The sequence below is a fragment of the Corynebacterium sp. MSK035 genome (assembly GCF_030232615.1).
Classification (GTDB): Bacteria; Actinomycetota; Actinomycetes; order Mycobacteriales; family Mycobacteriaceae; genus Corynebacterium; species Corynebacterium jeikeium_D.
In genome coordinates, this window is sequence record NZ_JASPJP010000007.1 from 35,573 (window position 1) to 58,299 (window position 22,727).

Here is a 22,727-nt window from a genome sequence, read left to right on the forward strand (position 1 = left end):
GCTGAATCCCCGAGTCAGCCGGAAGGCCTGCCAATAAGACTTTCATAATTGTTCATCGTTTTCGGTCCTCTATCTGCGCATATGGCGCAAATGAAGTGGCTGTCGCAACATCGTTGCTCCGCCTGGTTTCCAAGGCCACAACGGATGTAGGCGCACATGGAATGACAAAGAGTGTGCTTCCTGTTGTCGGGTTTTGCGTGGTGGGGTGTCAAGGAGAAACAAATACAGTGGCAAATTTCAGCCAGGATGTTGTCGCTAAGGCACGCGAATTTGATCGTGAGTCAGCGGCTCTGAAAACCCGAGTCCACCACCTGGCCAAGAGCTTGGGGTTGACCTCGAAGGAAACCATCGAAGCTCTGGGACACGCGGGGATTGTCGTGAAATCCGCCGCGTCCACCATTAATCAAAATCAGCTCGACGCGGTGCTGAATTTCATTGGCGAGCATCCAGAGGATGCGTCGCTTAACGACGGATCCGCTGCGACCAAGCCAACCGGCGAAGAGTCAGCTCTGAAGAAGGACGCCGCAAAGCCAACAGCTGATACCAAGGCTGCGAAGGGAAAGCAGTCGGCAGATAAGCCGAACGCGGCGGATGAGAAGTCGGACGAGCAAACCGCAGCTAAGTCCGAGAAGAAGCCAGCTGCGAAGAAGAGCGGCAAGAAGTCGGCTGCGAAGAAGGACACAAAGAAGGCTGCGCCGAAGGCAGCCAAGAGCGAAGCGGAGTCGGACGCAGCGCCTGCCGAGGAAGTGACCGAGAAGAAGGACACCAAGAAGGCCTCGGCTAGAAAATCCTCGGCAAAGCAGAGCGCAGAGAAGCAGGCTGAAGAGAAGCAGAGCGCAGAGAAGAAGAGCACGACTAAGAAGCGAGCAACGCGTAAGCGGGCTGTGAAGAAGACCGCTGGCGCTCCGGAAGAAACCGCTGCGAAGGACGAGCAGAAGGACTCGAACTCGGTCGTCGAGGAAGCTGTTGAGGCTGTCGTTCAGTCGTCGCCGAAGAAGGCTGCCGATAAGAAGGCTGCCGACACCGTAGCCGAGACCGCTGAGAAAACCTCCGCTGAGGAAGCTTCCGCCGAAGCACCTGCTGCAAAGAGTGCTGCAGTGACCACACGTCGTGGCCGCCGAGTTCGCCGTGCGGTCCGCACGACCAGCGCTCCAGTGGCAGAGGAAGCTCAGAAAACGCAAGAGCCGCAGGATACGCAGGCAACTCAGAGCGAAGCCCTGCAGGACATCGAGCCGCCGGTAGTTCCGGAGCCGCCGGTTGCGGAAGAGCAGACCGCGTTTGCGCCTATCTTCCTGGCTCCGCAGGCTGTTCCGCCCTCGGCCAAGGATTCGGCCACCGAGGATGTAGCTTCAGCTGACAGCGGTGCCTCCAACCAGGGCACCGATGACAACGCGGGGGAGGGGCAGGACGGCTCGTCGTCAAGCGAAACGGAGCGTCAACCGCGCCCGCGTCGTCGCCGTCGTGGACGTGGGCGTCGTAATGATGACGCGCAACAGGCGGAGAAGACCACCGAAAACACAGAGCGCGAGGAAGAGGAAACCCGCGAAGAGTTCGAGGAACCGCAGGCGATTAAGGGATCGACTCGCCTGGAGGCGCAGCGACGTCGCCGTATCGAGCGTCGTGAGGAATCGCGCAAGCGCCACGTAATCTCGGAGGCGGAATTCCTGGCTCGCCGTGAGTCGGTGGAGCGCACGATGGTGGTGCGTGAGCGCAAGCGCCATGACCACGCGGGCATTGTCACTGAGGTGGGTGTGTTGGAAGACGACCTGCTGGTCGAGCACTTCGTTACCTCTGACACGCAGACCACGCAGATCGGCAATATCTACCTCGGTCGCGTGCAGAACGTCCTGCCCAGCATGGAAGCGGCGTTCATCGATATCGGAACCGACCGCAACGGTGTCATTTACGTAGGTGACCTGAACTGGAAGCTGCTGGGCACGAAGTCGCGTTCGCGCAAGATTGAACATGCGCTGAAGGCCGGCGACCAGATTCTGGTCCAGGTGTCCAAGGACCCGATTGGTCACAAGGGTGCGCGTCTGACCACCCACATTTCGATGGCTGGTCGATTCCTGGTGTACGTGCCGGGCGGCCGTAGCGCGGGTATTTCCCGCAAGCTGCCGGAGCCGGAGCGCAAGCGCCTGAAGTCGATTCTGAGCGAGGTTACGCCGGAGGGCTCGGGCACGATTATCCGTACCGCCGCCGAGGGTGTGTCCAAGGAGGCCATCGAGGCCGACATTAAGCGCCTGGAGTCGCAGTGGCAGGAGATCTGGGAAGCCTCCGAGGCAGCGAAGGCGAAGCGTGGAGCAAAGCCAATCGCGCTGTACGAAGAGCCGGACATGCTGGTCAAGGTCGTCCGCGACGTCTTCAACGAGGACTTCTCGCGTCTCGTCGTTGAGGGCGATCGCCCGTGGAACACAGTGACGGACTACATCGGCGACCTCGCGCCGGAGCTGGAGCCGCGACTGCAGCGCTACTTCGCCAAGGAGCACGGTGGCGCCGATGTCTTCGAGCACTTCCGCATCGATGAGCAGCTGGCCAAGGCACTCGACCGCAAGGTCTGGCTGCCCTCGGGCGGCACGCTGGTCATCGACCGCACTGAGGCCATGACGGTCATCGACGTCAACACCGGTAAGTTCACCGGCGCTGGCGGAAACCTGGAAGAGACGGTCACTCGCAACAACCTGGAGGCCGCTGAGGAAATCGTCCGCCAGATGCGTCTGCGGGATCTGGGCGGCATGATTGTCGTCGACTTCATCGACATGGTGCTGCCGGAAAACCAGGATTTGGTGCTGCGCCGTCTGAAGGAGGCTCTCGGCCGCGACCGCTCGCGTCACGAGGTCTCCGAGGTCACATCGCTCGGCCTCGTCCAGATGACGCGCAAGCGTCTGGGCACAGGCCTGCTGGAGACCTTCTCCACGCCGTGTAGCTGCTGCAATGGCCGCGGTCTGATTATCCACATCGATCCGGTCGAGCAGGACAATCAGGGCCGTGGCCACAAGAATGGCCGTCGCAACGACGAGCAGGGCAAGTCCAAGCGCCGCAACAAGTCGCGCTCGGAGCACAATCCGGCCAACCACCCGGCCGCGCTGGCCATGCACCGCGATCAGGGCGACCAGGCAGGCTCTTCCAAGGCAACGCGTGACGACGACGCGGAGACCAACCAGCGCGATAAGGACGCAGCCGACAAGCGTGTCGCAGCTGCTGTCGAAGCTGTCATTGTCTCTTCTGAGAACGATGAGCCGAAGCCGCCGCGTCGTCGCCGGGTTCGTAAGAGCCAGGGCCGAAACGATGAGCAGCGACAGAACGGCCGTGGCCGTCAGGAGCGCCGCGAGCGTACTGAGCAATCGGAGAACTCCGATGACCTGGCTGCTCTGGCTGCCGCAGCTGTTGCGGAAGCCCGTGAGAAGGACCCAGAGGAGCCGTCGGATGACCGTTACATGCCGCAGGAGGGGCAGCGCCGCCGCCGTCGGGCTACGCGTCGCAGGGTAGCGGAGCATGTTGCCGTTGATTCGGCTGCACGCGACGCTGATGACCGCGACGAAGAATATGGTGATCGTCGCAAGCGTTCGGAGCGCCCGACCCGTGCTGAGCGTGCCGAGCGCACCGATAACGGTGGCTCCGGTGGAGGCCGTGGCGAGGCTGAACGCTCCAGCAGCGCTAGCGCTCGACGTCGCCGTCGTCGCGCTGTGCGTCGTACTGCTGTGGATGAAACCACTGCGCCTCAGGCTGAGTCTCAGGCAGCTTCCACCACAGATGTGAGGGAGCCAGCCAAGGATGGCAAGAGCGGCAACGCTAACAAGACCGGTAAGGCTGTGGCCGAGGAGTCCCAGACCTATGAGGAGGCGAAGGAGGCGTTCGAGCGTTCTCCACGCCGTCGTCGTCCGACGCGCGGTAACTCCCGCTCGGATCGCGCACCGCGTCGCGAGGACTTCGAGTCCACTAAGCCAAAGGCGGACGCTGAAGGCAGCAAGGGTGGAGATCGTGCGAAAGACAACCGCGATGACAGCAACCGCAGCACCAACCGCAGCGCCAACCGCAGTGGCGGTGGACGCCGCTCGGGCAAGTCACGGGTTGAGGTCGTAGCGGTCCAGGGCACGGGAGCTCGCCGTAATCGCCGTCGGGCGGTGCGCAGGGTCTCGTCGCAAAGCGATGCCGGAGCGACTGCGCCGAAGCAGCGACAGGGCGCTTCAAACCGCGCTACTAAGCCAGAGCAGAAGCAGGCTAATCGCGGTGCTGCGGCGCCGGAGACGAAACCGGCCAATCGTCGTCGCCGCGTGCGTCGTGCGGTGCGCCGAAGTGGCCAGAACTAGGTATTGGAAACCTGGAGTAAGACCAGATAGAAGGCTGTTTTCCGTTCCCTAAAGCAGGGGGTGGAAAGTGGCTTCGGAAACTGCCCGGGAAGACCGTGAAAACCAATGGGGGACAGGGTCTTACTCGGGCAGTTTGTAATTTAGGGGGATTTTTCGCTACTCTTGACCAGTCGCTGATTAGTAGGCGTATCTGGTCATGCCCACTGGTGCTTGAGGCGCTGGTGGTAAGGAAACGGCCAGAGCGGGGAAATCTACTCGGATTTGGCTTTCGGGTATGTCCCTGAAGTGTTCTGCACACGCAACTAATCGCAATTCCATTGTCCAGTCAAGGAATTACAAAGATTCCTTGAGTCGAGTTTCTCAGATAAAGGGGTAGCCCTCCTATGTACGCGATCGTCAAGACCGGCGGCAAGCAGTACAAGGTTGCCGAAGGTGACCTCGTCAAGGTCGAGAAGATCGAGGGTGAGCCGGGTTCGTCCGTGGCTCTCACCCCGGTTCTGCTCGTCGATGGCGCAGATGTCATTGCGGATGCCGACAAGCTTGCCAACGTTACCGTTAACGCAGAGATCGTCGAGGCCGCTAAGGGCCCGAAGATCCGCGGCATGCACTACAAGAACAAGACTGGCTACAAGCGCCGCTACGGCCACCGTCAGCCGCTCACTGTTCTGAAGATTACCGGCGTCTCCAAGTAAACCGCCGAAATTCCAATTAGCTTTTCCCTAGGAGAAAATCATGGCTACTAAGAAGGGTGCATCCAGCACCAGCAACGGCCGCGACTCCGAAGCTAAGCGCCTCGGCGTGAAGCGCTTCGGCGGCCAGCAGGTTAAGGCAGGCGAGATTCTCGTTCGTCAGCGCGGTACCTCGTTCCACCCGGGTGAGAACGTTGGCCGTGGCGGCGACGACACTCTCTTCGCTCTGAAGGCAGGCGCAGTCGAGTTCGGTACCCGCCGTAACCGCCGCATTGTCAGCATCGTTGAGAATAACTCCTAAGAACAACCCTCGGTTGTCCACATAGGATTACTGCAACGTTGAATTTGAGGCAGGTTTAACTGCCTTGCAGAAGAGCCGATTCCTTTCCCACTGCGAAAGGTAATCGGCTCTTTTGTTGTTTATTACTGTTTCGCGCTTTTAGGTTGCGAGGCAGCGTTTTGTTACCGCCTAGACTTCTGCCCGTCGGCTCGCTTAAATTAGGGCATTACTCCAGGCACTAGAAGATGGCTCTCCGCTCGGAAGTGTGTGTGATTTTATGTCTCGTTTTGTAGATCGTGTCGTGCTGCATTTGCAGGCCGGCGACGGCGGTCACGGCTGTAACTCGGTGCTGCGTGAAAAGTTCAAGCCACTGGGTGGCCCCGACGGCGGTAACGGTGGCCACGGTGGCGACATTGTGCTTGTGGTAGACCCCCAGATCCATACTCTGATGGACTTTCACTTCCACCCCCATATCAAGGCTGCCAACGGTAAGCCGGGCGCTGGCGATCACCGCAACGGCGCTCGTGGTGAGGATCTGGTTCTCGGAGTGCCGGAGGGCACGGTTGTGATCACCGAGGATGGGGAAGTGCTGGCGGACATGACCGGTAAGGGCGCCCGCTTCATTGCCGCTGAGGGCGGTTACGGTGGCCTGGGCAACGCAGCGCTGGCAAACAAGAACCGCCGTGCGCCGGGATTTGCTCTCCTCGGTGAGCCGGGCGAGGCCAAGGATCTTGTCTTGGAGCTCAAGTCCATGGCCGACGTTGGACTGGTGGGCTTCCCGTCGGCCGGAAAGTCGTCGCTGGTCAGCACCTTGAGCGCTGCTAAGCCGAAGATTGGTGACTACCCGTTTACCACGCTGCAGCCGAACCTGGGTGTAGTCAACGTTGGCTACGAGTCCTTCACCATCGCAGATGTGCCGGGCCTTATCCCGGGGGCGTCTGAAGGCCGTGGTCTTGGGTTGGATTTCCTGCGTCACATTGAGCGCTGTGCTGTGCTGGTGCATGTGGTGGACGCTGCTGCGCTGGAGGGCGACCGCGATCCGGTCTCTGACATCAAGGCGTTGGAGGCGGAACTCGCCAACTACCAGTCGGTGCTGAAGGCCGACGTGGGGCTTGGGGACCTCGCAGAGCGTCCGCGCGTCATCGTGCTGAACAAGATTGACCTGCCCGATGCTCGCGAGATGATTGACATGCAGCGCGAGGAGTTGGAGAAGTTCCGCTGGCCGATTTATGAGATCTCTACGGTGACGCACGAGGGACTCAAGGAGCTGACCTACGGCCTGAAGGATCAGATTGCCGCCTACCGCAAGGCGCATCCGTTGCCAACAGAGCAGGAGCCCCGTGCGGTCATCCGTCCGGAAGGTGTGCGTGGCAAGAAGCGCGAAGGCGCGGACTTCACCATCGAGCGCGATCCGAATACCCCAGATGGGTTCATTGTGCGTGGCCGTAAGCCGGAACGCTGGATTAACCAGACGGACTTCGAAAACGACGAGGCAGTCGGCTACTTGGCTGACCGCCTGGCCACGCTTGGTGTAGAAGATGCCCTGGCAAAGGCTGGGGCAACGGTTGGCTGCCCGGTGACGATTTCCTATCTCACCTTCGAGTGGTACCCGCAGCAGGTCGCGGGCACCGATGACTTCGTGCCGAGTGGCCGTGGTACCGACGATCGTCTCTACGTCAACGAGCGCACTAGCGCTGAGCAGCGTAAGCGTGCATCGCAGGCCCGCCGTGGTCTGATTGACGAGTACGATTTCGGAGATGGCGAAGAGGCTATTCGCGACCGGTACTCATAGTCGCGGGCGCCAGCGTCGTCGGCAAGCGAAGACTTCAAACTTGCATTTTGCCATTAATTGTTTAAACAATTATATAGTCAGAATTACATTAGACCGTCATGTTTTCCATTAGTGAAATGAGTGAGTCAGTTATCCCTTCCGACACCGTTGCCAACGATGTTGACGTCACTGGAGCAGATGCATTAGATGCCCCGGTAGCTACCCCGAAGTCTGAATCGGACGCGCCGATTTCCCGTGAGGAGGTCGACGAGCTACTTCACGACAATCCTGAGTCCACCGTCGCTGAGATTGAAAAGGCGACTGAGAATTTATCTCCGGGAACCAAAGGCGGTTTCGATTCCGAGACTCGTGAGGCAATTCGGACCGCGAAGCGCGTCGTGGTGAAGATTGGTTCTTCCTCGCTGACCGGATCTGACGGTCGTACCGATCCCGAACGCATCGACTTCATTGCCGATGCCCTGGAAAAGCGTATGGGCTTTAGCGATGTCATTGTCGTGTCCTCCGGCGCGGTGGCATCCGGAATGGGGCCACTGGGGCTGACTTCGCGTCCCACTGATTTGGCGACCAAGCAGGCGGCTGCAGCTGTAGGGCAGGTGCGCCTGGCACAGGAGTGGGGACGCTCCTTCCTGCGCTATGGTCGCACTTCTGCGCAGGTGCTTTTGACCTCGGACGATGCAGGTGTGCGTTCGCGTGCCCGCAACGCCCAGCGCACTATCGACCGCCTGCGCCAGCTGGGCGCGGTGCCAATTGTCAACGAAAATGACACGGTCGCGACCTCGGAGTTCCGCTTCGGCGACAACGACCGCCTGGCCGCCCTGGTCAGTCACCTGGCGTACTGCGATGCACTGATTCTGCTTTCCGACGTCGACGGCCTCTACGACCGCAACCCGGCCGATCCAGGTGCGACCTTTGTGCCAGAGGTGCGCAGCGGTAACGACCTACGTGGTGTTATCGCCGGTGACGGTGGGGCACTGGGCACCGGTGGAATGGCCTCGAAGGTGTCTGCCGCACGCCTGGCTTCGCGTGCTGGGGTGCCGGTGCTGCTGACTTCTGCGTCCAACATTGAGCGAGCACTTGACCAGGCAGACGTGGGAACCGCTTTCGCCGCGAAGGACAACCGCCTGAGCGCCTGGAAGTTCTGGATGCTCTACGCAGCGGATAGCTCGGGCCTGCTTCGCCTGGATGCCGGCGCGGTCGACGCTGTGACCCGCATGCGCAAGTCGCTGCTCCCGGTCGGTATCACCTCGGTTGACGGTGAGTTCTCCGCTGGTGACATCGTCGACCTGATTGGCCCGAGCGGTGAGGTCATCGGACGCGGCGAGGTCAACTATGACTCTGAAGAACTGCTGGGCATGATCGGCTACCACACCGAGGAATTGCCGAATGACATGCAGAAGCCTGTCGTCCATGCCGACTACCTGTCGGATTTCGCCTCCCGCGCTTAGGAGAGCGTTGCGCTGAGAGCTGCAGCGCTTAAAGACGCGCACCTGGGCGCGCCCGGACAGAGGTGCCTCGGCAAAGACCGGCTGAGTGGGGACTAGCTGAGTGCGGACTGGCTGGGGGAGGAGTGCCTGAGCGCGGACTGCCTGGATGAGGAACTTTCGGGCATAATCCTAAGTGTGTTATCGAAAATTATTGGCGTCATCGGCGAGTTGCTCTTGACCGCTGGAGTGATGGTGGCGCTCTTCGCCTTTTATCTGCTGTACTGGTCTGGTCTTGAAACCGGGAAAGCTCAGCAGCAGGCTCGTGATGAGCTGCAGCAGGCATGGTCCGCACCGGCATCGGCCTCAGCTCAGGCGCCAGAAGGCACGGAGCCAGCTGTTGAGGGCTCTTGGGTGCCTGGCTCTGCGGTGGCGATGATTTCCGCTCCAAAGGCCGGTTTTAGCGATTTGGTCGTATTCGAAGGTGTCTCTCAGGAAGTTTTGCGCGGTGGCCCCGGCCATTATCCGAGCACAGCCCTTCCGGGGCAGGTGGGCAACAGTTCTTATGCCGCCCATCGTGACGGCCACGGAGCTCCCTTTGACAACATTGACCGCCTGCAGACGTGCGATGACATCACTGTAGAGACGCGTGATGCTATTTACCGCTACAAGGTATTACCGGTCGACGGTATGGCTGGCGCAGGGGAAAGCTTCGACTGCGTGCCAGAAGGAACTAACGTCCCCGAGATTCCCGGCCAGCACATTGTCACTCCAGACCGCGCCGATGTCCTCAATCCGGTCGGTAACGCGACTCTACTTACGCTGACTACCTGCCATCCGCAGTGGGACAACACTCATCGGCTCATTATTCACGCGGTTCTCGCCGGTGTTGAGACCAAGGAGGTCAACTAGATGTACGCAGCTTTTTGGCGATCCCTGCCGGGTCCGTGGTGGGTGAAAGCGATCATCACCATCGTGATTGCCGTCATCGTGTTCCTGCTGTTGATGAATTACATCTTTCCTTGGGTTGCTGAGCTAATTCCCTCAAATGATGTCTCACTCTAGTTATGCTGGTAGGCATGACTGCTCAAACGAACGAAACTGCTAACACCAATCAACAGGGCATTGCCGAGGATTCGGCTCTTAGCCCGGAGCGTGCTGCTGAGCGCGCCGAGGTTTTAGATAAGGCACAGCGTGCCAAGGCTGTCGCGGGAGAGCTGGCTCGCTTTACGTCGGCACGCAAGAACGAGCTCCTGCTGGCCGCAGCAGATGCGCTGGTCGCCCGTACTGAAGAGATTCTGGTAGCCAACGCCAAGGACATCGAGGCCGGTAAGGCCCGTGGTTTTAGTGACTCCCTGCTGGATCGCCTGCGTCTTGACGCCGATCGTGTTGAGGGTATTGCCGGTGGGTTGCGCCAGGTTGCGGCCCTGCCGGATCCGGTAGGCGAGGTGCTGCGGGGCAGCACTCTTCCTAACGGCATTAAGCTTTCCCAGGTCAGCGTTCCGCTGGGCGTGATGGGCATGGTCTACGAGGCTCGCCCGAACGTTACTGTCGATGCCTTTGGTCTGGCGCTGAAGTCGGGCAACGTGGCCTTGCTGCGCGGCTCCAAGTCGGCCGTCCACTCCAACACGCAGCTGGTCGCGGTTTTGCGTGAGGTGCTGGCCAACCACGATGCACCGGAGGACCTTGTTCAGCTGCTGCCGTGTGAGACCCACGATTCCGTGCAAGATCTCATCACTGCCCGCGGCCTGGTTGACGTAGTGATTCCGCGCGGCGGTGCCGGTCTGATTGAGGCCGTCGTGACGAAGGCAACGGTGCCGACCATTGAGACCGGTACCGGTAACTGCCACATCTACATCGATGCTTCCGCCGATATCGACGAGGCGATTGCGCTGATGATTAACGGCAAGACCCGCCGTCCGAGCGTCTGTAACGCCACTGAAACGGTTCTCATTGACTCGGCGCTGTCCACGCAGGATCAGGTCCGCATTTTGGACGCGCTTGCCGACGCGGGCATTGCGGTCCACGGCGATGTCGATAATCTGGCGGCCTCTGGGTGGACCGGTGAGGTCATTCCTGCGACGGAAGAAGACTGGTCGGATGAGTACCTATCGCTAGACATTGCCGCACGCATTGTCGACGGTGTGGTGGCCGCGACGGATCACATCACTGAGTACTCCTCGGGTCACACGGAAGCTATCTCTGCACGTGACTGGGGCGTGTGCCAGGAGTTCGTCGACCGTGTTGATGCTGCCGCTGTCAGCGTCAATGCCTCCACTGCGTTCACCGATGGTGAGCAGTACGGTTTCGGCGCAGAGATTGGTATTTCCACCCAGAAGCTGCACGCCCGTGGGCCCATGGGGCTGCCGGAGTTGACCAGCAGCAAGTGGGTTCTGGCTGGTCGTGGACAGACTCGTCCGTAGTGCCCGGGTAAAGTGCCAGTCATGATTAAGCGCAAGAAAAGTGTGCGGTCGCGAGTACACGCCGCGTTGACAGCGAAGTCGGCGGAAGCGCCCCGGCAGCGCATTGGCGTAATGGGTGGCACTTTTGACCCCATTCACAATGGTCACCTGGTTGCCGCCAGCGAGGTGGCAGACCGTTTTGACCTCGACTTTGTGCTTTTCGTGCCCACGGGTGAACCGTGGCAAAAGCGCGGCCGGAAGGTCGCTCACAGCGAAGACCGCTACCTGATGACGGTCATTGCCACTGCGTCGAACCCGCAGTTTTCGGTCTCGCGGGTTGATATTGATCGGCCGGGTGCGACCTATACCGTCGATACGCTGCGGGATTTGAAGGTCATCTATCCCAACGCGGATCTGTTCTTCATTACCGGTGCCGATGCGCTGCAGAAGATTATGACGTGGCGGGACTGGGAGGAGATGTTCGACGCAGCAACGTTCGTCGGTGTCACTCGTCCAGGGGTTCACCTGCGGGCAGAGGACCTGGAAGGAATCGACGCTTCACGGTTGCACCTCATCGAGATTCCCGCCATGGCTATTTCTTCTACCGATTGTCGAAAGCGTGCGGAGGCAGGACGCCCTGTTTGGTACTTGGTGCCGGATGGCGTGGTGCAGTACATCGCTAAGCGGGGTCTGTACCAGTCTGCTGAGGGCACGGTTGGTTCTGTGGGCCCCGCATCGGTGAACTCGACCTCCGAGGATGCGGCATCGGTGGATGCGAAGTCCGATACCGCGGACTGAAAGTTAGCAAAATCCCGCTGAGACGGTAAGTTACAAGTACAAACGCTGTTTTTCACGACTTTTAATCACAAGGAGCTGAAGTCTTTCGTGACTGCACAACCACGCGCCATTGAGCTGGCGACCGCCGCGGCGAAGGCCGCCGATAGCAAAAAGGGTGAGGACGTCGTTGTTCTCGATGTCTCTGGCCCGGTGGTGATTACGGACGCATTCGTCCTGGTCAGTGCTGACAATGAGCGTCTGGTTGCCGCAATCGTCGACGAAATTGAGGACGATCTGCGTGACCTCGGCGCAAAGCCGGTTCGCCGCGAAGGTGTCCGTGAGGGACGTTGGGCGCTGCTGGATTACGGCGACATTGTCGTGCATGTCTTCCGCAGTGAAGAACGCGACTTCTACGGCCTGGATCGACTGTGGCGCGATTGCCCGCGCATCGAGGTCGAGGGCATCGAGCAGCCGAGCAACGAGGACGGCGAAGATTCCGCCCGCAATGCTCGTTCTATCGACGAGATTCCGCTGGCTGCCGAAAACCCGGACACGGACGAGTTTTAATTGTGGCGGGCTCACGCGAGGCACATGTTGCTGCACGACGTCGCCTGATTATGCTGCGGCACGGGCAGACATCGTATAACGCTACCGGCCGCATTCAGGGACAGCTGGACACGCAGCTTTCCGACGTTGGTCGCGAGCAAGCCCGTACTGCGGCGCGGTACCTGGCGGAGGCTGAACCGCGAATCACAAAAATCGTGTCCTCCGACCTGACCCGGGCAGCCGACACCGCCCGTGCGCTAGCTGAGGCCACCGGTGCAGAGTTGAGTTTTGATAAGCGCCTGCGTGAGACCAACCTCGGTGAATGGCAAGAGCGCACCTACGACGAGATTGACTCCGCGTTTCCCGGTATGCGTGACCACTGGCGCCATAATCTTAACTGGGCTCCCAAGGGCGGCGAGACCCGCTTTGAGGTTTCCAACCGAATGCTGGCGGTCATTGCTGAGCTAGCGGCCAACCCCGATTGGGAGTCGGATACCTTTGTGCTCGTGTCCCACGGTGGTGCCATTGCTGCCGCTACCGCAGCCCTGCTGCAGATGCCGCGCGACTACTTCAGCACGTTCAACGGACTGGGCAACACTGCGTGGGTCGAAATGGAGCAGCGCACGCGCGTCAATGGTGAGACCTCCTGGTATCTGAATGCTTTTAACGCGAAGGTCCGTGAGCGGGAGTTGCAGGTTTCTCATTCTTCAGGAGGCTGCCATGCCCGGTGACGGTCGCGTTCGCATTGTTGTCGATGACACCGCGTGCCTGATGCCCGAGGTTGCCCGCAAGCTCGACATCACCGTGGTTCCCATCGGCCATGACATCAATGAAGACGCCGTCACCACGTCGGCAGTCAGTCCGCTGAAGCTGTGCGCCGCATATGCGCGTGCGCTGGAACGCTCCAACAAGGATGGTTCTGACGCTGGCGTTGTCGCCCTGCATCTTGGCAAGGGAATGTCCGCTACCTGGTCTAACGCTGTCACCGCTGCTGGTGCGCTGGACCGTGTGACCGTCATCGATACCGACACCGTCGGAGCTGGAGTCGGTGCCGCTGCCATCGCAGCGGCCAAGGCTGCGAGGGCCAGGGCCAGTCGTGATGAGGTTGCCGACGTCGCCCGTGATGTGCTGCAGCGCTATCGACTCTGGTTGTTCGTACCAAAGCTTGATTCGCTGCGCCGTGGTGGTCGCATCTCCGCGGGCCAAGCGATGCTCTCTACGGCTCTCGCTATCAAGCCCATCGTCGGCATTAAAGATGGCTCACTGGCACTCGTCGCCAAGTGCCGCACAGAAGCGAAGGTCAAGCAGCGGATGGTGGATTTTGCCACGAAGATGGTGCGGTCTGCGTCATCGGCGAACCGTCCGCCTGCAGTATTGCTGCATCATTCCGACGCGCTTGACGACGTCCACGAGCTCCAGGCCATGCTTGCCGAAGAGCTACCCGACGATACCCGGTTTAGAATCCTGGATTTGCCGGAGTCGCTTGCTGCTCATGTCGGGCAGGGAGCCTATGCAGTTGGCATGGTTTCCGGTGGCTCGATTGATTCGGATGCCATGGATTTTGAAGCAGAGATGGGTGTGACAGCGCTGCTCCACAGTGTGGAGGAGAGTGACGCGGCTGCTGTTGAAGGTGAGGTTACCGACGCAGTGGAAGATGATTCCGGGAACATAGGCAATTCCGGTGACTCTGCTGACATGGAAGGGGCGGATGGCTCCGTTGGTTCAGCTGAAACCGCTGACGCCACTGACTCGGATGAACCAATCACCGATCAGGCTGTGGTGAAGGTAGCTGAGAATCCGGCGGCTAGTCGCAACCGCAATAAGCGTATCCATCGCACAGTCGTGACTAATGAACAGGGAATTCCGCTTTTCACCACGGCTGTTTCTAAATTGCCAACGTGGAGTGAGAACCGCCAAGCAGCCCTGGATAAAGCTGAGCGCCTGGCGAAGGCTATCTCTGATTTGGCGCTGCGCGATAAGTCCGATCCCGAGGGAGCTGTATTTGGCAACGAAGGGGAGAAATTGCAGGAGTCGTCGTCAAGCGACAAGCGTGATGATGACGGCGATGAGACGAAGATATAGCGGCTGAACTGAGCAGATGATGTGACCTGTGGATAACCTCCACAGGTCATTTTTTATCCACAGATGACGCTTCGATAGGTGCTTTCGCGGGAGTGCGGTGTGGGGCGGGGCGCTAGTGTGCGCATCGTGACGAATTTGCGGAATCGGCTGGCGGACTACCTGGAACCGATTGATCAAGACAAGCGCATGGCGGTGGACTTCTCCGTGCGCCGGGCGGTGGTGACGCCGCGGGTGGCAATGGCTGCGTGCATTGTGATTGCGGTGTTGGCCCTGGGAGCAATTGCGGCGGTGGTATGGCCGTCGTCGCCGCAGGTAGAGATGCCTGCGGTGCAAGACGCGGCTGTCGCGGGGACGACACCGGAGACGACCGAAACCTCAGCGGAGACACCGGGCGGTCCGGGGAAGGAGACTAACGCTCAGGCACAGGCGGGGCCGTTGATTGTGTCGGTGGTGGGGTTGGTCGTGAATCCAGGCGTGGTGGAGGCGCCAGCGGGCGCGCGGGTGGTGGAGGCAATTGAGCGTGTGGGTGGGCTTTTGCCGGAGGCTAATCCTGCCAGTGTGAACCTGGCGGCGCCGTTGGTTGATGGTCAACAGATTGTGGTCGGGACGGAGGCGCTCCCAGCAGGGGAGATCGCGGGTGGTTCTGGCGGTGCAGATGGTTCTGGCGCCGATTCTGCCGACTCTGGTGCGGCTGGCGGGGCTGGCCCGGGCGGCTCTGACGGACAGATCAACATCAACACCGCTACTGCTACTCAGTTGGAGGAACTGCCTGGAATCGGACCCGCAACGGCGACCAAAATCATCGACTTTCGTGAAAAGAACGGGCCTTTTGCGAGCATCGACGCACTTGAGGAGGTTCCGGGAATCGGCCCGGCGAAGGTAGAGGCTCTGCGCGATGCCGCCACCGTCTGACCTGCGCGCTCGTGCTGGGCTCGATGTGCGGCTAGTGCCAGGAGCGGTGCTGGCGTGGGCGACTGCGGTGGCAGTGATCATGCGCCCAGAATGGGCGATAGTTGTGGCACCGTGCGCGATCGTGACTGCGGTGGTGTTGCCGTGGGCGTGGCAGCGTTGGTCGTGGCGATGGGGAAGAGGTGCGGTGACCTCCGGCTGGCGAGCAATCGCCACTATCGTGGTGCCAGCTGTGGCGGTGGCCAGTGTTGCGGTGGCCACGCGAATCCGCATAGCGCAAGCCCGAGCCCACGAGCTCTATGACGACATTGGCGGGATGTCGAAAGTGCAATTGCGCCTCGTCACCGAGCCGAAAGCTACCGAGTTCGGGGCCAGCGCGAAGGCCCGCATCGAGGGCCTTCCGGGGCAGGTGTCGGTTTTCGGCGACGAGCAACTGTTGGCGGTCACGAGAGACGCCGTAGTTGAATCCACAGCCGGTATACGTGTGGCCAGCAAACCCTGCATTAGTGGTATCCAGCTGAATCTGCGCGGCGATGTTGAGGTCATCGCGCCACCACAGGGGCTGGCAGCTCAGGTGCGCCAGCAGCTCTTTGACTCGGCGCAAAACCTTCCCGTTGGTCCCGACCGCCTGATTCCCGCCATGGCCATCGGCGATGAGCGCGGCTTTAGCCTCACCGACGGCGACGTGATGACTGCTTCTGGGCTTTCGCATCTATCAGCGGTCTCTGGAGCGAACGTTGCGCTTGTTGTCGGGGCTGTTGTAGCCGTGTTCTCGTGGGCTGGACCGCGGGTGCGCGTCGCAGTCGCCGCGCTTGCCCTGTATGGCTTTGTAGCAATTGTGGGCACCGAACCGTCAGTGCTACGCGCGGTGGTCACCGGCTGCATTGGGCTGTTGGCGATTCTCGTAGGACGAGCTGGCCAAGCCATCGCGGCGCTATCGGCTGGCATTATTGGGTTGATTCTCCTGGCACCAGACCTATCGGTATCAGTGGGCTTCGCCCTGTCGGTCGCAGCCACCGCTGGGCTAATTCTTCTTGCCGAGCCCCTTGCCAGACGCCTGTCCGCCACCACCGTTATGGGTACCTGGCCCGCCCCAGTAGTCCGCGCCATCGCCGTATCGATTGCCGCACACGTGGTCACCATGCCCGTATTGGCGCTTCTCATCGGCGAAATTAGTCATGTCTCACTGCTCGCCAATCTCCTCGCCGCGCCCGCCGTCGCACCGGTTACTATCGCTGGTTCGCTCGCTGCCGTTGCCGCCGCACTGCATCTCAATTGGCTGGTCAGTGCGCTGCTCTGGTGCGCCGCGCCGTGCGCATGGTGGATTCATCAGGTCGCACGCCTCGCTGCGGGAATCGTCGCGCCCGCCACTGGGACGGTCACGTTGGTCATCTCCTGCACGCTCACGTTCGCATGCTTGACGGCGCTCTGGGCGTGGCCCCGTCTTGCGCTCCGCGCTGGTTGCTTCGCAGTGGTACTTGCCGTCTGTAGTTACGCGGTTATTTGGGTGTTCGGGCTGGACATTGCGCGTGCCCCACAGGGGTGGAAGGTTGCGGCCTGTGCGGAGAAGACCCAGATTGTTCTCATTCACGCGGAGGCTGTCGGAGAACCCGCCAACCATGTGGCATCGGTTGGTTACCCTGCACCGACCTCGCTCAGCCGGCAGTGCCGAATTGCACTCGGACTCACCGAGGAAGAGGCGGGGTACGTCCAGGTGCTCGATGACACCACCAACAACCCCACGACAGAAACCGTGGCGGTGGAGTCCCCGTCGTACATCGCTGAATCCGTGAGCGGCCAACCGTCCCAATCAGGCCGCTCACCCCAGTGGTTTATCGCTCGCGAGTGTGGTCCGCGCGTGCGAGAAACCGTAATGACACCCGAGCAGATTCCTGTGGTGTGCCCGCAGCGAGATGGGCCGCAAGCCCTGTATTCCAATGGTGAAGTCTGGCGAGGAAGGTGAAATCCGGGCTGTCCCGTAGGCTAGAAACAACAGTCGCAGGAATTAACGCGGAAAAGAGGTCGGGATTGAGCGCCGTCGCACCCGTGAATTTGATTGTGGGCAAAGAGGAGCTGCTGAAAGACCGCGCCCGCCTCGCCATTGTCGCTGCCGTCCGCGCGCAGGCAGCAACGGAGTCCGATCCGGGTGGACGCTCGGTGCCTGTGACCACCATCCGCGCAGGGGACATGACCACTGTCGATGCCGTGGAGCTCTTCAGCCCTTCGTTGTTTGGAGATGACCGGATCGTGGTTGTCACCGACTGCCAAGACGCCGGCAAAGAGCCTGCCAAGCTGTTGATGGATTCGGTTAAGGATCCCGCGCCGGGCATCACGTTGATTCTCCTTCACAGCGGTGAGGGGCGTCAGAAAAAGATGGTCGCTGACCTGCGCAAGTTGGGGGTCCGCTTTTTCGAAGCTCAACCGCTCAAGCGAAACGACTTGCCCGGTTTTGTTGGCGAAGAGTTCGCCTCACACGGGGTTAAGGTGCGTCGCGACGTCATCGATACCGTCCTGGATGCGGTCGGTTCAGACCTCCGCGAGCTGGCCACCGCCATTTCCCAGCTGTGTGCGGATACCGCGGGCAAGGTCACCTCGGAAGCAGTGCGCACCTACTACGGTGCTTCGGCGGAGGTTTCGGGCTTTGAGATTGCCGAGCTCGCACTGCGCGGCCGGGGTGGGGAAGCGTTGGCCAAGATGCGCCGTGCCTTGCAGCTGGGCATGGCACCGGCACTGCTGTCGGCTGCAATCACGGGAATGGTTGGTGATGTAGCTCGGCTCCACGGTGCACGTGGTGTCAATGCGCGTAGAGATGCCCACCGCTATGGCATGCCGCCGTGGAAGTTGGAGAAAACTCAGCGGTTGGCATCTGCCTGGTCAACCCCGGCGGTTGCTCGCGCTGTGGTTGTCGCGGCACAGCTGGATGCAGACACCAAGGGAGCCTCATCGACGCCGGAACTATCGCTGGAACAGTCGGTGCTTCGTATCGCGGAGCTGGCCCATTCGTCCCATCGGCGTTAAAATTTCCGGGCTGCAAATGTGAAACTGTGTGAGTTTATGACACTTTCAAGCCATTTTTCAGGCCATTTTTGTCATAAACGTAGTCAGTAACTCGCATCGCCCCACCGCCGCCAGCCATAAACGCAGCCACTAACTCGCGTTGGGGTTAAATAATAAAAACCGCCTCCCGCCACATCCGAAATGAAATCGGAAAATAGCAGGAAGCGGTTAATTTCACGGCACAAGCGCCACAAGAACGGCACAGCGCCAAAAGGGAATTAGCCCTCCAGCTTGTTGAAAGCCTTAGCCATACCGGACTTCTTGTTAGCCGCAGTGTTGCGGTGGAAGACGCCCTTGGTGACAGCCTTGTCCAGCTTGCGGGAAGCAACGCGCAGCTGAGCCTCAGCAGCAGCCTTGTCGCCAGCCTCAACAGCAGCCTGGAACTTGCGGATCTCGGTGCGGACTGCAGAGCGGATAGCCTGGTTACGCAGGCGAGCCTTCTCGTTGGTCTTGTTGCGCTTGATCTGGGACTTGATGTTTGCCATCGTGAATACCTCTTGTATCCGTAGTAGTTGGAATTGCTACCGCCCGCCACCAAGAAAAGTCCTGATCACAGTACAAATTTTGGCTCGAATCCCTGCCGTTCAAACTAATTAACCAGCGGGATAAAACCATGCACTGCGCTTATACGGCGATGAAAACGCGAACCCAAGGTCCTGCCCGCGCTCGCCGCAAAGGAACGCAACGGTAAACAACTTGCAGAATCTTAGCAAACAGCGCTGCCTAATACCAGCCGCTGCCTAATTCCAGCTGCGGCTAATTCCAGCCGTAGTCCCCGCGCAGCCGGGCGGCGATGAGCTCAAAGCGCCTACGGGGCATCATCGCACCTGCGCGGCGAATACCCGATTCTGGGATGAGCAAGATACGGTCCATGCGAACCCACGATGGCTTGGGGTCTTCATTCCAGAACCCACTGCCGATAAATAGCCACTCCGGATGCTCACTGTGCTCGCTGCGGGTGGAAATCAGCATGCCCAATAGGTACTGGTCATGGCGCCCAACCACGACCACAGCGCGCTCGCGCAGGGCAGCATTTTCACCTTCGAGCTGCAGCGGAATCCATACCACTTCGCCGGGGTCGGCCTGACCATCCATGTCGGGGCTGTAGACGATTGTACGGGCCAGCTCCGCGGTCGGACGCGCGATGGTCACCGAATCTCGCAGTCGAAGTAGGGCCTCCTTGGACTCGTCGGACAGCGAGGTGTCCTGGGCGAGTCCTAGCTGCATGTTGAGCTTAAACAGCGCCTCGTCGAGTGTGTCGGGGCCACGGAACCACTCGGTACCGGCGAAAAGACGCGCGCTGATGTGATTACGCAGGCGGCGTGGCCAGCTTTCGCGTTCATTTTGATCGGTGGACGAAGTGGAGCTCATGGAATCTAAGTCTAGAGGTTTAGTGCGGAGGGAATCGATAGGTAAGATTGTGCGTGATTGTATTTAAGCCCGGCTGGTCGGTTTTCGAGGCCGGCGCATATGGGTCGGCCAACGCCGCGCCCCAATGCCCATAACGTCTTTATTTTTCGGAGTAGACCCAACGTGACCAAGAATTTTGCGGAGCAGACTTTTACGGACCCCTCACGGATTCGAAATTTCTGCATTATTGCGCACATTGACCACGGTAAGTCCACCCTGGCGGACCGAATTCTGCAGCTCTCGGGCGTTGTTGAAGCACGCGATATGCGCGATCAGTACCTCGACAACATGGATATTGAGCGCGAGCGCGGCATCACCATTAAGGCTCAGAACGTGCGCCTGCCGTGGGTTCCGCGCACCGGCGAGCACGCGGGCGAAGAGATTGTCCTGCATCTGATTGATACGCCTGGTCACGTCGACTTCACCTACGAAGTCTCGCGTGCGCTAGAGGCGTGTGAAGGCGCGATTCTGCTTGTCGACGCTGCTCAGGGCATCGAAGCGCAGACGCTGGCCAACCTGTACCTGGCCATGGAAAACGACCTGGAGATCATTCCGGTTCTGAACAAGATTGACCTGCCGGCCGCGGATCCGGATAAGTACGCGGAGGAAATCGCGCACATCATCGGCTGTGAGCCGGAGGATGTCATGCGTGTGTCGGGCAAGACCGGTGAGGGCGTTGCGGAAATGCTCGACCGAGTCTGTGAGCTCGTCCCGGCACCGGTCGGCGATCCGGAGGCACCTGCTCGTGCGCTGATTTTTGACTCGGTCTACGACACCTACCGTGGTGTGGTCACGTACATCCGTGTTGTTGATGGGCAGCTCAAGCCGCGTGAAGTCATTCAGATGATGTCCACCGGAACTAAGCACGAGCTGTTGGAAATCGGCATCGTCTCGCCGCAGCCGAAGAAGTGTAAGGGCCTCGGCGTCGGCGAGGTCGGTTACCTCATCACCGGTGTGAAGGACGTCCGTCAGTCCAAGGTCGGTGACACCGTCACGCTGAACGCCACACCGGCGGAGGAGCCGCTGGAAGGCTACGCAGAGCCAAAGCCGATGGTCTACTCCGGTCTGTTCCCAATCTCTCAGCAGGACTATCCTGACCTGCGTGATGCGTTGGAAAAGCTCCAGCTTAACGACGCTTCGTTGACATTCGAACCTGAGACTTCGGTGGCCCTCGGATTCGGTTTCCGCGGGGGCTTCCTGGGCCTGTTGCACATGGAGATCACCCGCGCCCGACTGGAGCGCGAGTTCGACCTGGATCTCATTTCGACGGCCCCGAACGTTGTCTACCGCGTGGTCACTGAGGATGGCACCGAGGTCACTGTTCACAATCCGAGTGACTGGCCGGAGGGGAAGCTCCGCGAGATTTACGAGCCGATGGTTAAGTGCACCATCGTCGTGCCAAGCGAGTTCGTTGGCCCCACCATGGAGCTGTGCCAGCAGAAGCGCGGTGAGATGGGTGGTATGGACTACCTGTCTGAGGACCGCGTGGAACTGCGCTACAAGATGCCGCTGGGCGAGATTATCTTCGACTTCTTCGACATGCTGAAGTCCCGCACCAGGGGTTATGCTTCGCTGAACTACGAAGACGCCGGCGAGCAGATTGCGGATCTGGTCAAGGTGGACATCCTCTTGCAGGGCGAGGCCGTCGATGCGTTCTCCGCTATCGTCCACCGCGACAACGCGCAGTGGTACGGCAACAAGATGACCAAGAAGCTGCGTGAGCTAATCCCTCGCCAGCAGTTCGAGGTCCCAGTTCAGGCCGCAATCGGTTCGAAGATTATCGCCCGCGAGAACATCCGTGCACTGCGCAAGGACGTCCTTGCTAAGTGCTACGGCGGTGACATCTCCCGTAAGCGCAAGCTGCTGGAGAAGCAGAAGGCCGGTAAGAAGCGCATGAAGAACATCGGTTCGGTCTCGGTGCCGCAGGAGGCATTCGTGGCTGCGCTGTCCACCGATGAGGGCGGTAAGTAAAGGGGAAACTGCATGCCACGGAAGCGGAAGAAACTGGTCGAGGACTTCGAAGAGCTGCTCGAAGCCGGTGACATGGATGCGCTGAAGGCCGTCTATGACGCTTGCGCACTCAACGCAGTTTTCGGATACAGCAAGGACACTGCACTAGCGCTCCGTGGCACCCCGCCGGAGCTCATGCGCTGGCTAATCGACCAGGGAATCGACGTCAACACCGAGAACCGCTTCGGTAAAACCGCCCTGGCAGAGCACGCAAGCCGGGGCGATACCGACAAGATGAAAGTCCTGCTCGAATGCGGTGCTGACATCGAAGCTGGCAAACACTGGCCTCTATTCCAGGCAGCGAAGAGCCATCAGCCCAAGGCCATTGCGTTGCTGTTGGAAAATGGCGCTGACCTTCACCGCGAGAACCGCCTCGGTCACGGCCGGACAGCGTTCAAAGAGGCCGTCGCTACCGCCGATATCGATTCCCTCAGTCGAGTCCTAGCGAGTATCGAGGTGCTCCTGGACGCGGGTTCGGAAATCGACGACGAAGCTCGCGAAGAGTTCACTAAGTTCGGTCGCCGCTACAACCGCCTGTCAGACAAGCAGCGCGACAAGTACCAGCCAGTCATGGATCGACTATATGAGCGCATCGGTGCTGACCGCCCGCAGGAAATCACGCCTCACGACGGCCACAGCGACATTATTGTCCCCGCAGACAAGTCGATCAACGGCCAGTTCCGATACCTCTGGAACTACCTGGTGCCGGGTGGTGGCCCAGCCGCGACTGTGCAGGGCGAAGTTATCCGCATCGTGGGCCGGCTCGGGTACGAAGCGCTGGAGATGGGCTACGTCAACTGGGACGAAGACTATGCCAAGATGATCGACTTCTGGCTGGAGACGGTTGGGGCCGCCGAGGATGCCATGGCCGTCGTAAAGCAGCGCAAAGCTGGTGAGGCGGACATTGATGCGCTGACGGAGGCGACAATCGAGTGGGTTACAGAGCACCCGCAGCCGATTGCGTTGGGCGAGGTCCCGTACCGGCGCTAACTCCCAAGAAGCTAACCCCGGTTTGGTGTTAAAAATCTGTTAATGGTTAGCC

19 protein-coding genes are annotated in these 22,727 nt (G+C 60.1%); 17 read left to right on the top strand and 2 right to left on the bottom strand.

Features of this window, described 5'->3' with window-relative positions:
• Nucleotides 1-227 precede the first annotated feature (227 nt).
• The 15 genes from QP978_RS05890 (at nt 228) to holA (ending at nt 18,226) form a co-directional block, all read left to right on the top strand.
• Complete coding sequence (locus QP978_RS05890) at nt 228-4,310, top strand: translation initiation factor IF-2 N-terminal domain-containing protein (protein WP_284856955.1); 4,083 nt, start codon at nt 228-230, stop codon at nt 4,308-4,310.
• 383 nt (nt 4,311-4,693) lie between these two features.
• On the top strand, nt 4,694-5,002 hold the full coding sequence (gene rplU, locus QP978_RS05895) for a 50S ribosomal protein L21 (protein WP_005511541.1): 309 nt from the start codon (nt 4,694-4,696) through the stop codon (nt 5,000-5,002).
• A 40-nt stretch (nt 5,003-5,042) separates the two neighbouring features.
• Nucleotides 5,043-5,300 carry a 50S ribosomal protein L27 gene (rpmA, locus tag QP978_RS05900; protein WP_016422312.1) on the top strand — a complete coding sequence of 86 codons (258 nt, stop codon included), beginning with the start codon at nt 5,043-5,045 and terminating at the stop codon, nt 5,298-5,300.
• A 256-nt stretch (nt 5,301-5,556) separates the two neighbouring features.
• On the top strand, nt 5,557-7,071 hold the full coding sequence (gene obgE, locus QP978_RS05905; RefSeq protein ID WP_284856956.1) for a GTPase ObgE: 1,515 nt from the start codon (nt 5,557-5,559) through the stop codon (nt 7,069-7,071).
• 98 nt (nt 7,072-7,169) lie between these two features.
• The gene (gene proB, locus QP978_RS05910; protein WP_284856958.1) at nt 7,170-8,516 is read left to right on the top strand and encodes a glutamate 5-kinase; all 1,347 of its coding nucleotides are present in this window, start codon (nt 7,170-7,172) and stop codon (nt 8,514-8,516) included.
• A 174-nt stretch (nt 8,517-8,690) separates the two neighbouring features.
• Nucleotides 8,691-9,404, top strand: a complete 714-nt coding sequence (locus QP978_RS05915) for a class E sortase (RefSeq protein WP_016422315.1) — start codon at nt 8,691-8,693, stop codon at nt 9,402-9,404.
• Nucleotides 9,405-9,557: a hypothetical protein gene (locus QP978_RS05920; protein ID WP_016422316.1), complete on the top strand. Its 153-nt coding sequence runs from the start codon at nt 9,405-9,407 to the stop codon at nt 9,555-9,557.
• Nucleotides 9,558-9,571: 14 nt separating this feature from the next.
• Nucleotides 9,572-10,915 carry a glutamate-5-semialdehyde dehydrogenase gene (locus QP978_RS05925; protein WP_246815117.1) on the top strand — a complete coding sequence of 448 codons (1,344 nt, stop codon included), beginning with the start codon at nt 9,572-9,574 and terminating at the stop codon, nt 10,913-10,915.
• Nucleotides 10,916-10,936: 21 nt separating this feature from the next.
• Nucleotides 10,937-11,692, top strand: a complete 756-nt coding sequence (nadD, locus tag QP978_RS05930) for a nicotinate-nucleotide adenylyltransferase (RefSeq protein ID WP_284856959.1) — start codon at nt 10,937-10,939, stop codon at nt 11,690-11,692.
• Nucleotides 11,693-11,779: 87 nt separating this feature from the next.
• Nucleotides 11,780-12,238, top strand: coding sequence for a ribosome silencing factor (rsfS, locus tag QP978_RS05935; RefSeq protein ID WP_005511538.1), 459 nt, complete (start codon nt 11,780-11,782; stop codon nt 12,236-12,238).
• Between the two features lie 2 nt (nt 12,239-12,240).
• Nucleotides 12,241-12,948 carry a histidine phosphatase family protein gene (locus QP978_RS05940; protein ID WP_070429494.1) on the top strand — a complete coding sequence of 236 codons (708 nt, stop codon included), beginning with the start codon at nt 12,241-12,243 and terminating at the stop codon, nt 12,946-12,948.
• A complete protein-coding gene (locus QP978_RS05945) occupies nt 12,938-14,299 on the top strand; it encodes a DegV family protein (RefSeq protein WP_070429493.1) in 1,362 nt (453 codons plus the stop codon). The genes QP978_RS05940 and QP978_RS05945 overlap by 11 nt, the downstream gene beginning before the upstream one ends.
• A 126-nt stretch (nt 14,300-14,425) precedes the next feature.
• Nucleotides 14,426-15,211: a ComEA family DNA-binding protein gene (locus tag QP978_RS05950; protein ID WP_284856960.1), complete on the top strand. Its 786-nt coding sequence runs from the start codon at nt 14,426-14,428 to the stop codon at nt 15,209-15,211.
• A complete protein-coding gene (locus QP978_RS05955) occupies nt 15,195-17,171 on the top strand; it encodes a ComEC/Rec2 family competence protein (RefSeq protein ID WP_070429491.1) in 1,977 nt (658 codons plus the stop codon). Before QP978_RS05950 ends, QP978_RS05955 begins: the two co-directional genes overlap by 17 nt.
• Nucleotides 17,168-18,226 carry a DNA polymerase III subunit delta gene (gene holA / locus QP978_RS05960; RefSeq protein ID WP_005511539.1) on the top strand — a complete coding sequence of 353 codons (1,059 nt, stop codon included), beginning with the start codon at nt 17,168-17,170 and terminating at the stop codon, nt 18,224-18,226. Before QP978_RS05955 ends, holA begins: the two co-directional genes overlap by 4 nt.
• A 257-nt stretch (nt 18,227-18,483) precedes the next feature.
• Here holA and rpsT read toward each other — a convergent pair whose 3' ends face one another.
• Both rpsT and QP978_RS05970 read right to left on the bottom strand, forming a co-directional pair.
• Nucleotides 18,484-18,750: a 30S ribosomal protein S20 gene (gene rpsT / locus QP978_RS05965; RefSeq protein WP_016422323.1), complete on the bottom strand. Its 267-nt coding sequence runs from the start codon at nt 18,748-18,750 to the stop codon at nt 18,484-18,486.
• 271 nt (nt 18,751-19,021) lie between these two features.
• A complete protein-coding gene (locus QP978_RS05970; protein WP_284856961.1) occupies nt 19,022-19,636 on the bottom strand; it encodes a type II toxin-antitoxin system PemK/MazF family toxin in 615 nt (204 codons plus the stop codon).
• Between the two features lie 162 nt (nt 19,637-19,798).
• On the opposite strand from QP978_RS05970, the gene lepA reads away from it, so the two are divergent.
• The gene (gene lepA, locus QP978_RS05975; protein ID WP_070429490.1) at nt 19,799-21,646 is read left to right on the top strand and encodes a translation elongation factor 4; all 1,848 of its coding nucleotides are present in this window, start codon (nt 19,799-19,801) and stop codon (nt 21,644-21,646) included.
• A 12-nt stretch (nt 21,647-21,658) separates the two neighbouring features.
• Nucleotides 21,659-22,675, top strand: coding sequence for an ankyrin repeat domain-containing protein (locus QP978_RS05980; RefSeq protein WP_038628151.1), 1,017 nt, complete (start codon nt 21,659-21,661; stop codon nt 22,673-22,675).
• The last annotated feature ends 52 nt before the right edge of the window (nt 22,676-22,727 follow it).

Coding starts and splice junctions, on each gene's coding strand:
- QP978_RS05920 (WP_016422316.1), top strand. CDS start 9,405: ATGTACGCAGCTTTTTGGCGATCCCTGCCGGGTCCGTGGTGGGTGAAA.
- QP978_RS05980 (WP_038628151.1), top strand. CDS start 21,659: ATGCCACGGAAGCGGAAGAAACTGGTCGAGGACTTCGAAGAGCTGCTC.
- QP978_RS05925 (WP_246815117.1), top strand. CDS start 9,572: ATGACTGCTCAAACGAACGAAACTGCTAACACCAATCAACAGGGCATT.
- proB (WP_284856958.1), top strand. CDS start 7,170: ATGTTTTCCATTAGTGAAATGAGTGAGTCAGTTATCCCTTCCGACACC.
- QP978_RS05955 (WP_070429491.1), top strand. CDS start 15,195: ATGCCGCCACCGTCTGACCTGCGCGCTCGTGCTGGGCTCGATGTGCGG.
- obgE (WP_284856956.1), top strand. CDS start 5,557: ATGTCTCGTTTTGTAGATCGTGTCGTGCTGCATTTGCAGGCCGGCGAC.
- QP978_RS05970 (WP_284856961.1), bottom strand. CDS start 19,636: ATGAGCTCCACTTCGTCCACCGATCAAAATGAACGCGAAAGCTGGCCA.
- rpmA (WP_016422312.1), top strand. CDS start 5,043: ATGGCTACTAAGAAGGGTGCATCCAGCACCAGCAACGGCCGCGACTCC.
- rpsT (WP_016422323.1), bottom strand. CDS start 18,750: ATGGCAAACATCAAGTCCCAGATCAAGCGCAACAAGACCAACGAGAAG.
- rplU (WP_005511541.1), top strand. CDS start 4,694: ATGTACGCGATCGTCAAGACCGGCGGCAAGCAGTACAAGGTTGCCGAA.
- nadD (WP_284856959.1), top strand. CDS start 10,937: ATGATTAAGCGCAAGAAAAGTGTGCGGTCGCGAGTACACGCCGCGTTG.
- QP978_RS05945 (WP_070429493.1), top strand. CDS start 12,938: ATGCCCGGTGACGGTCGCGTTCGCATTGTTGTCGATGACACCGCGTGC.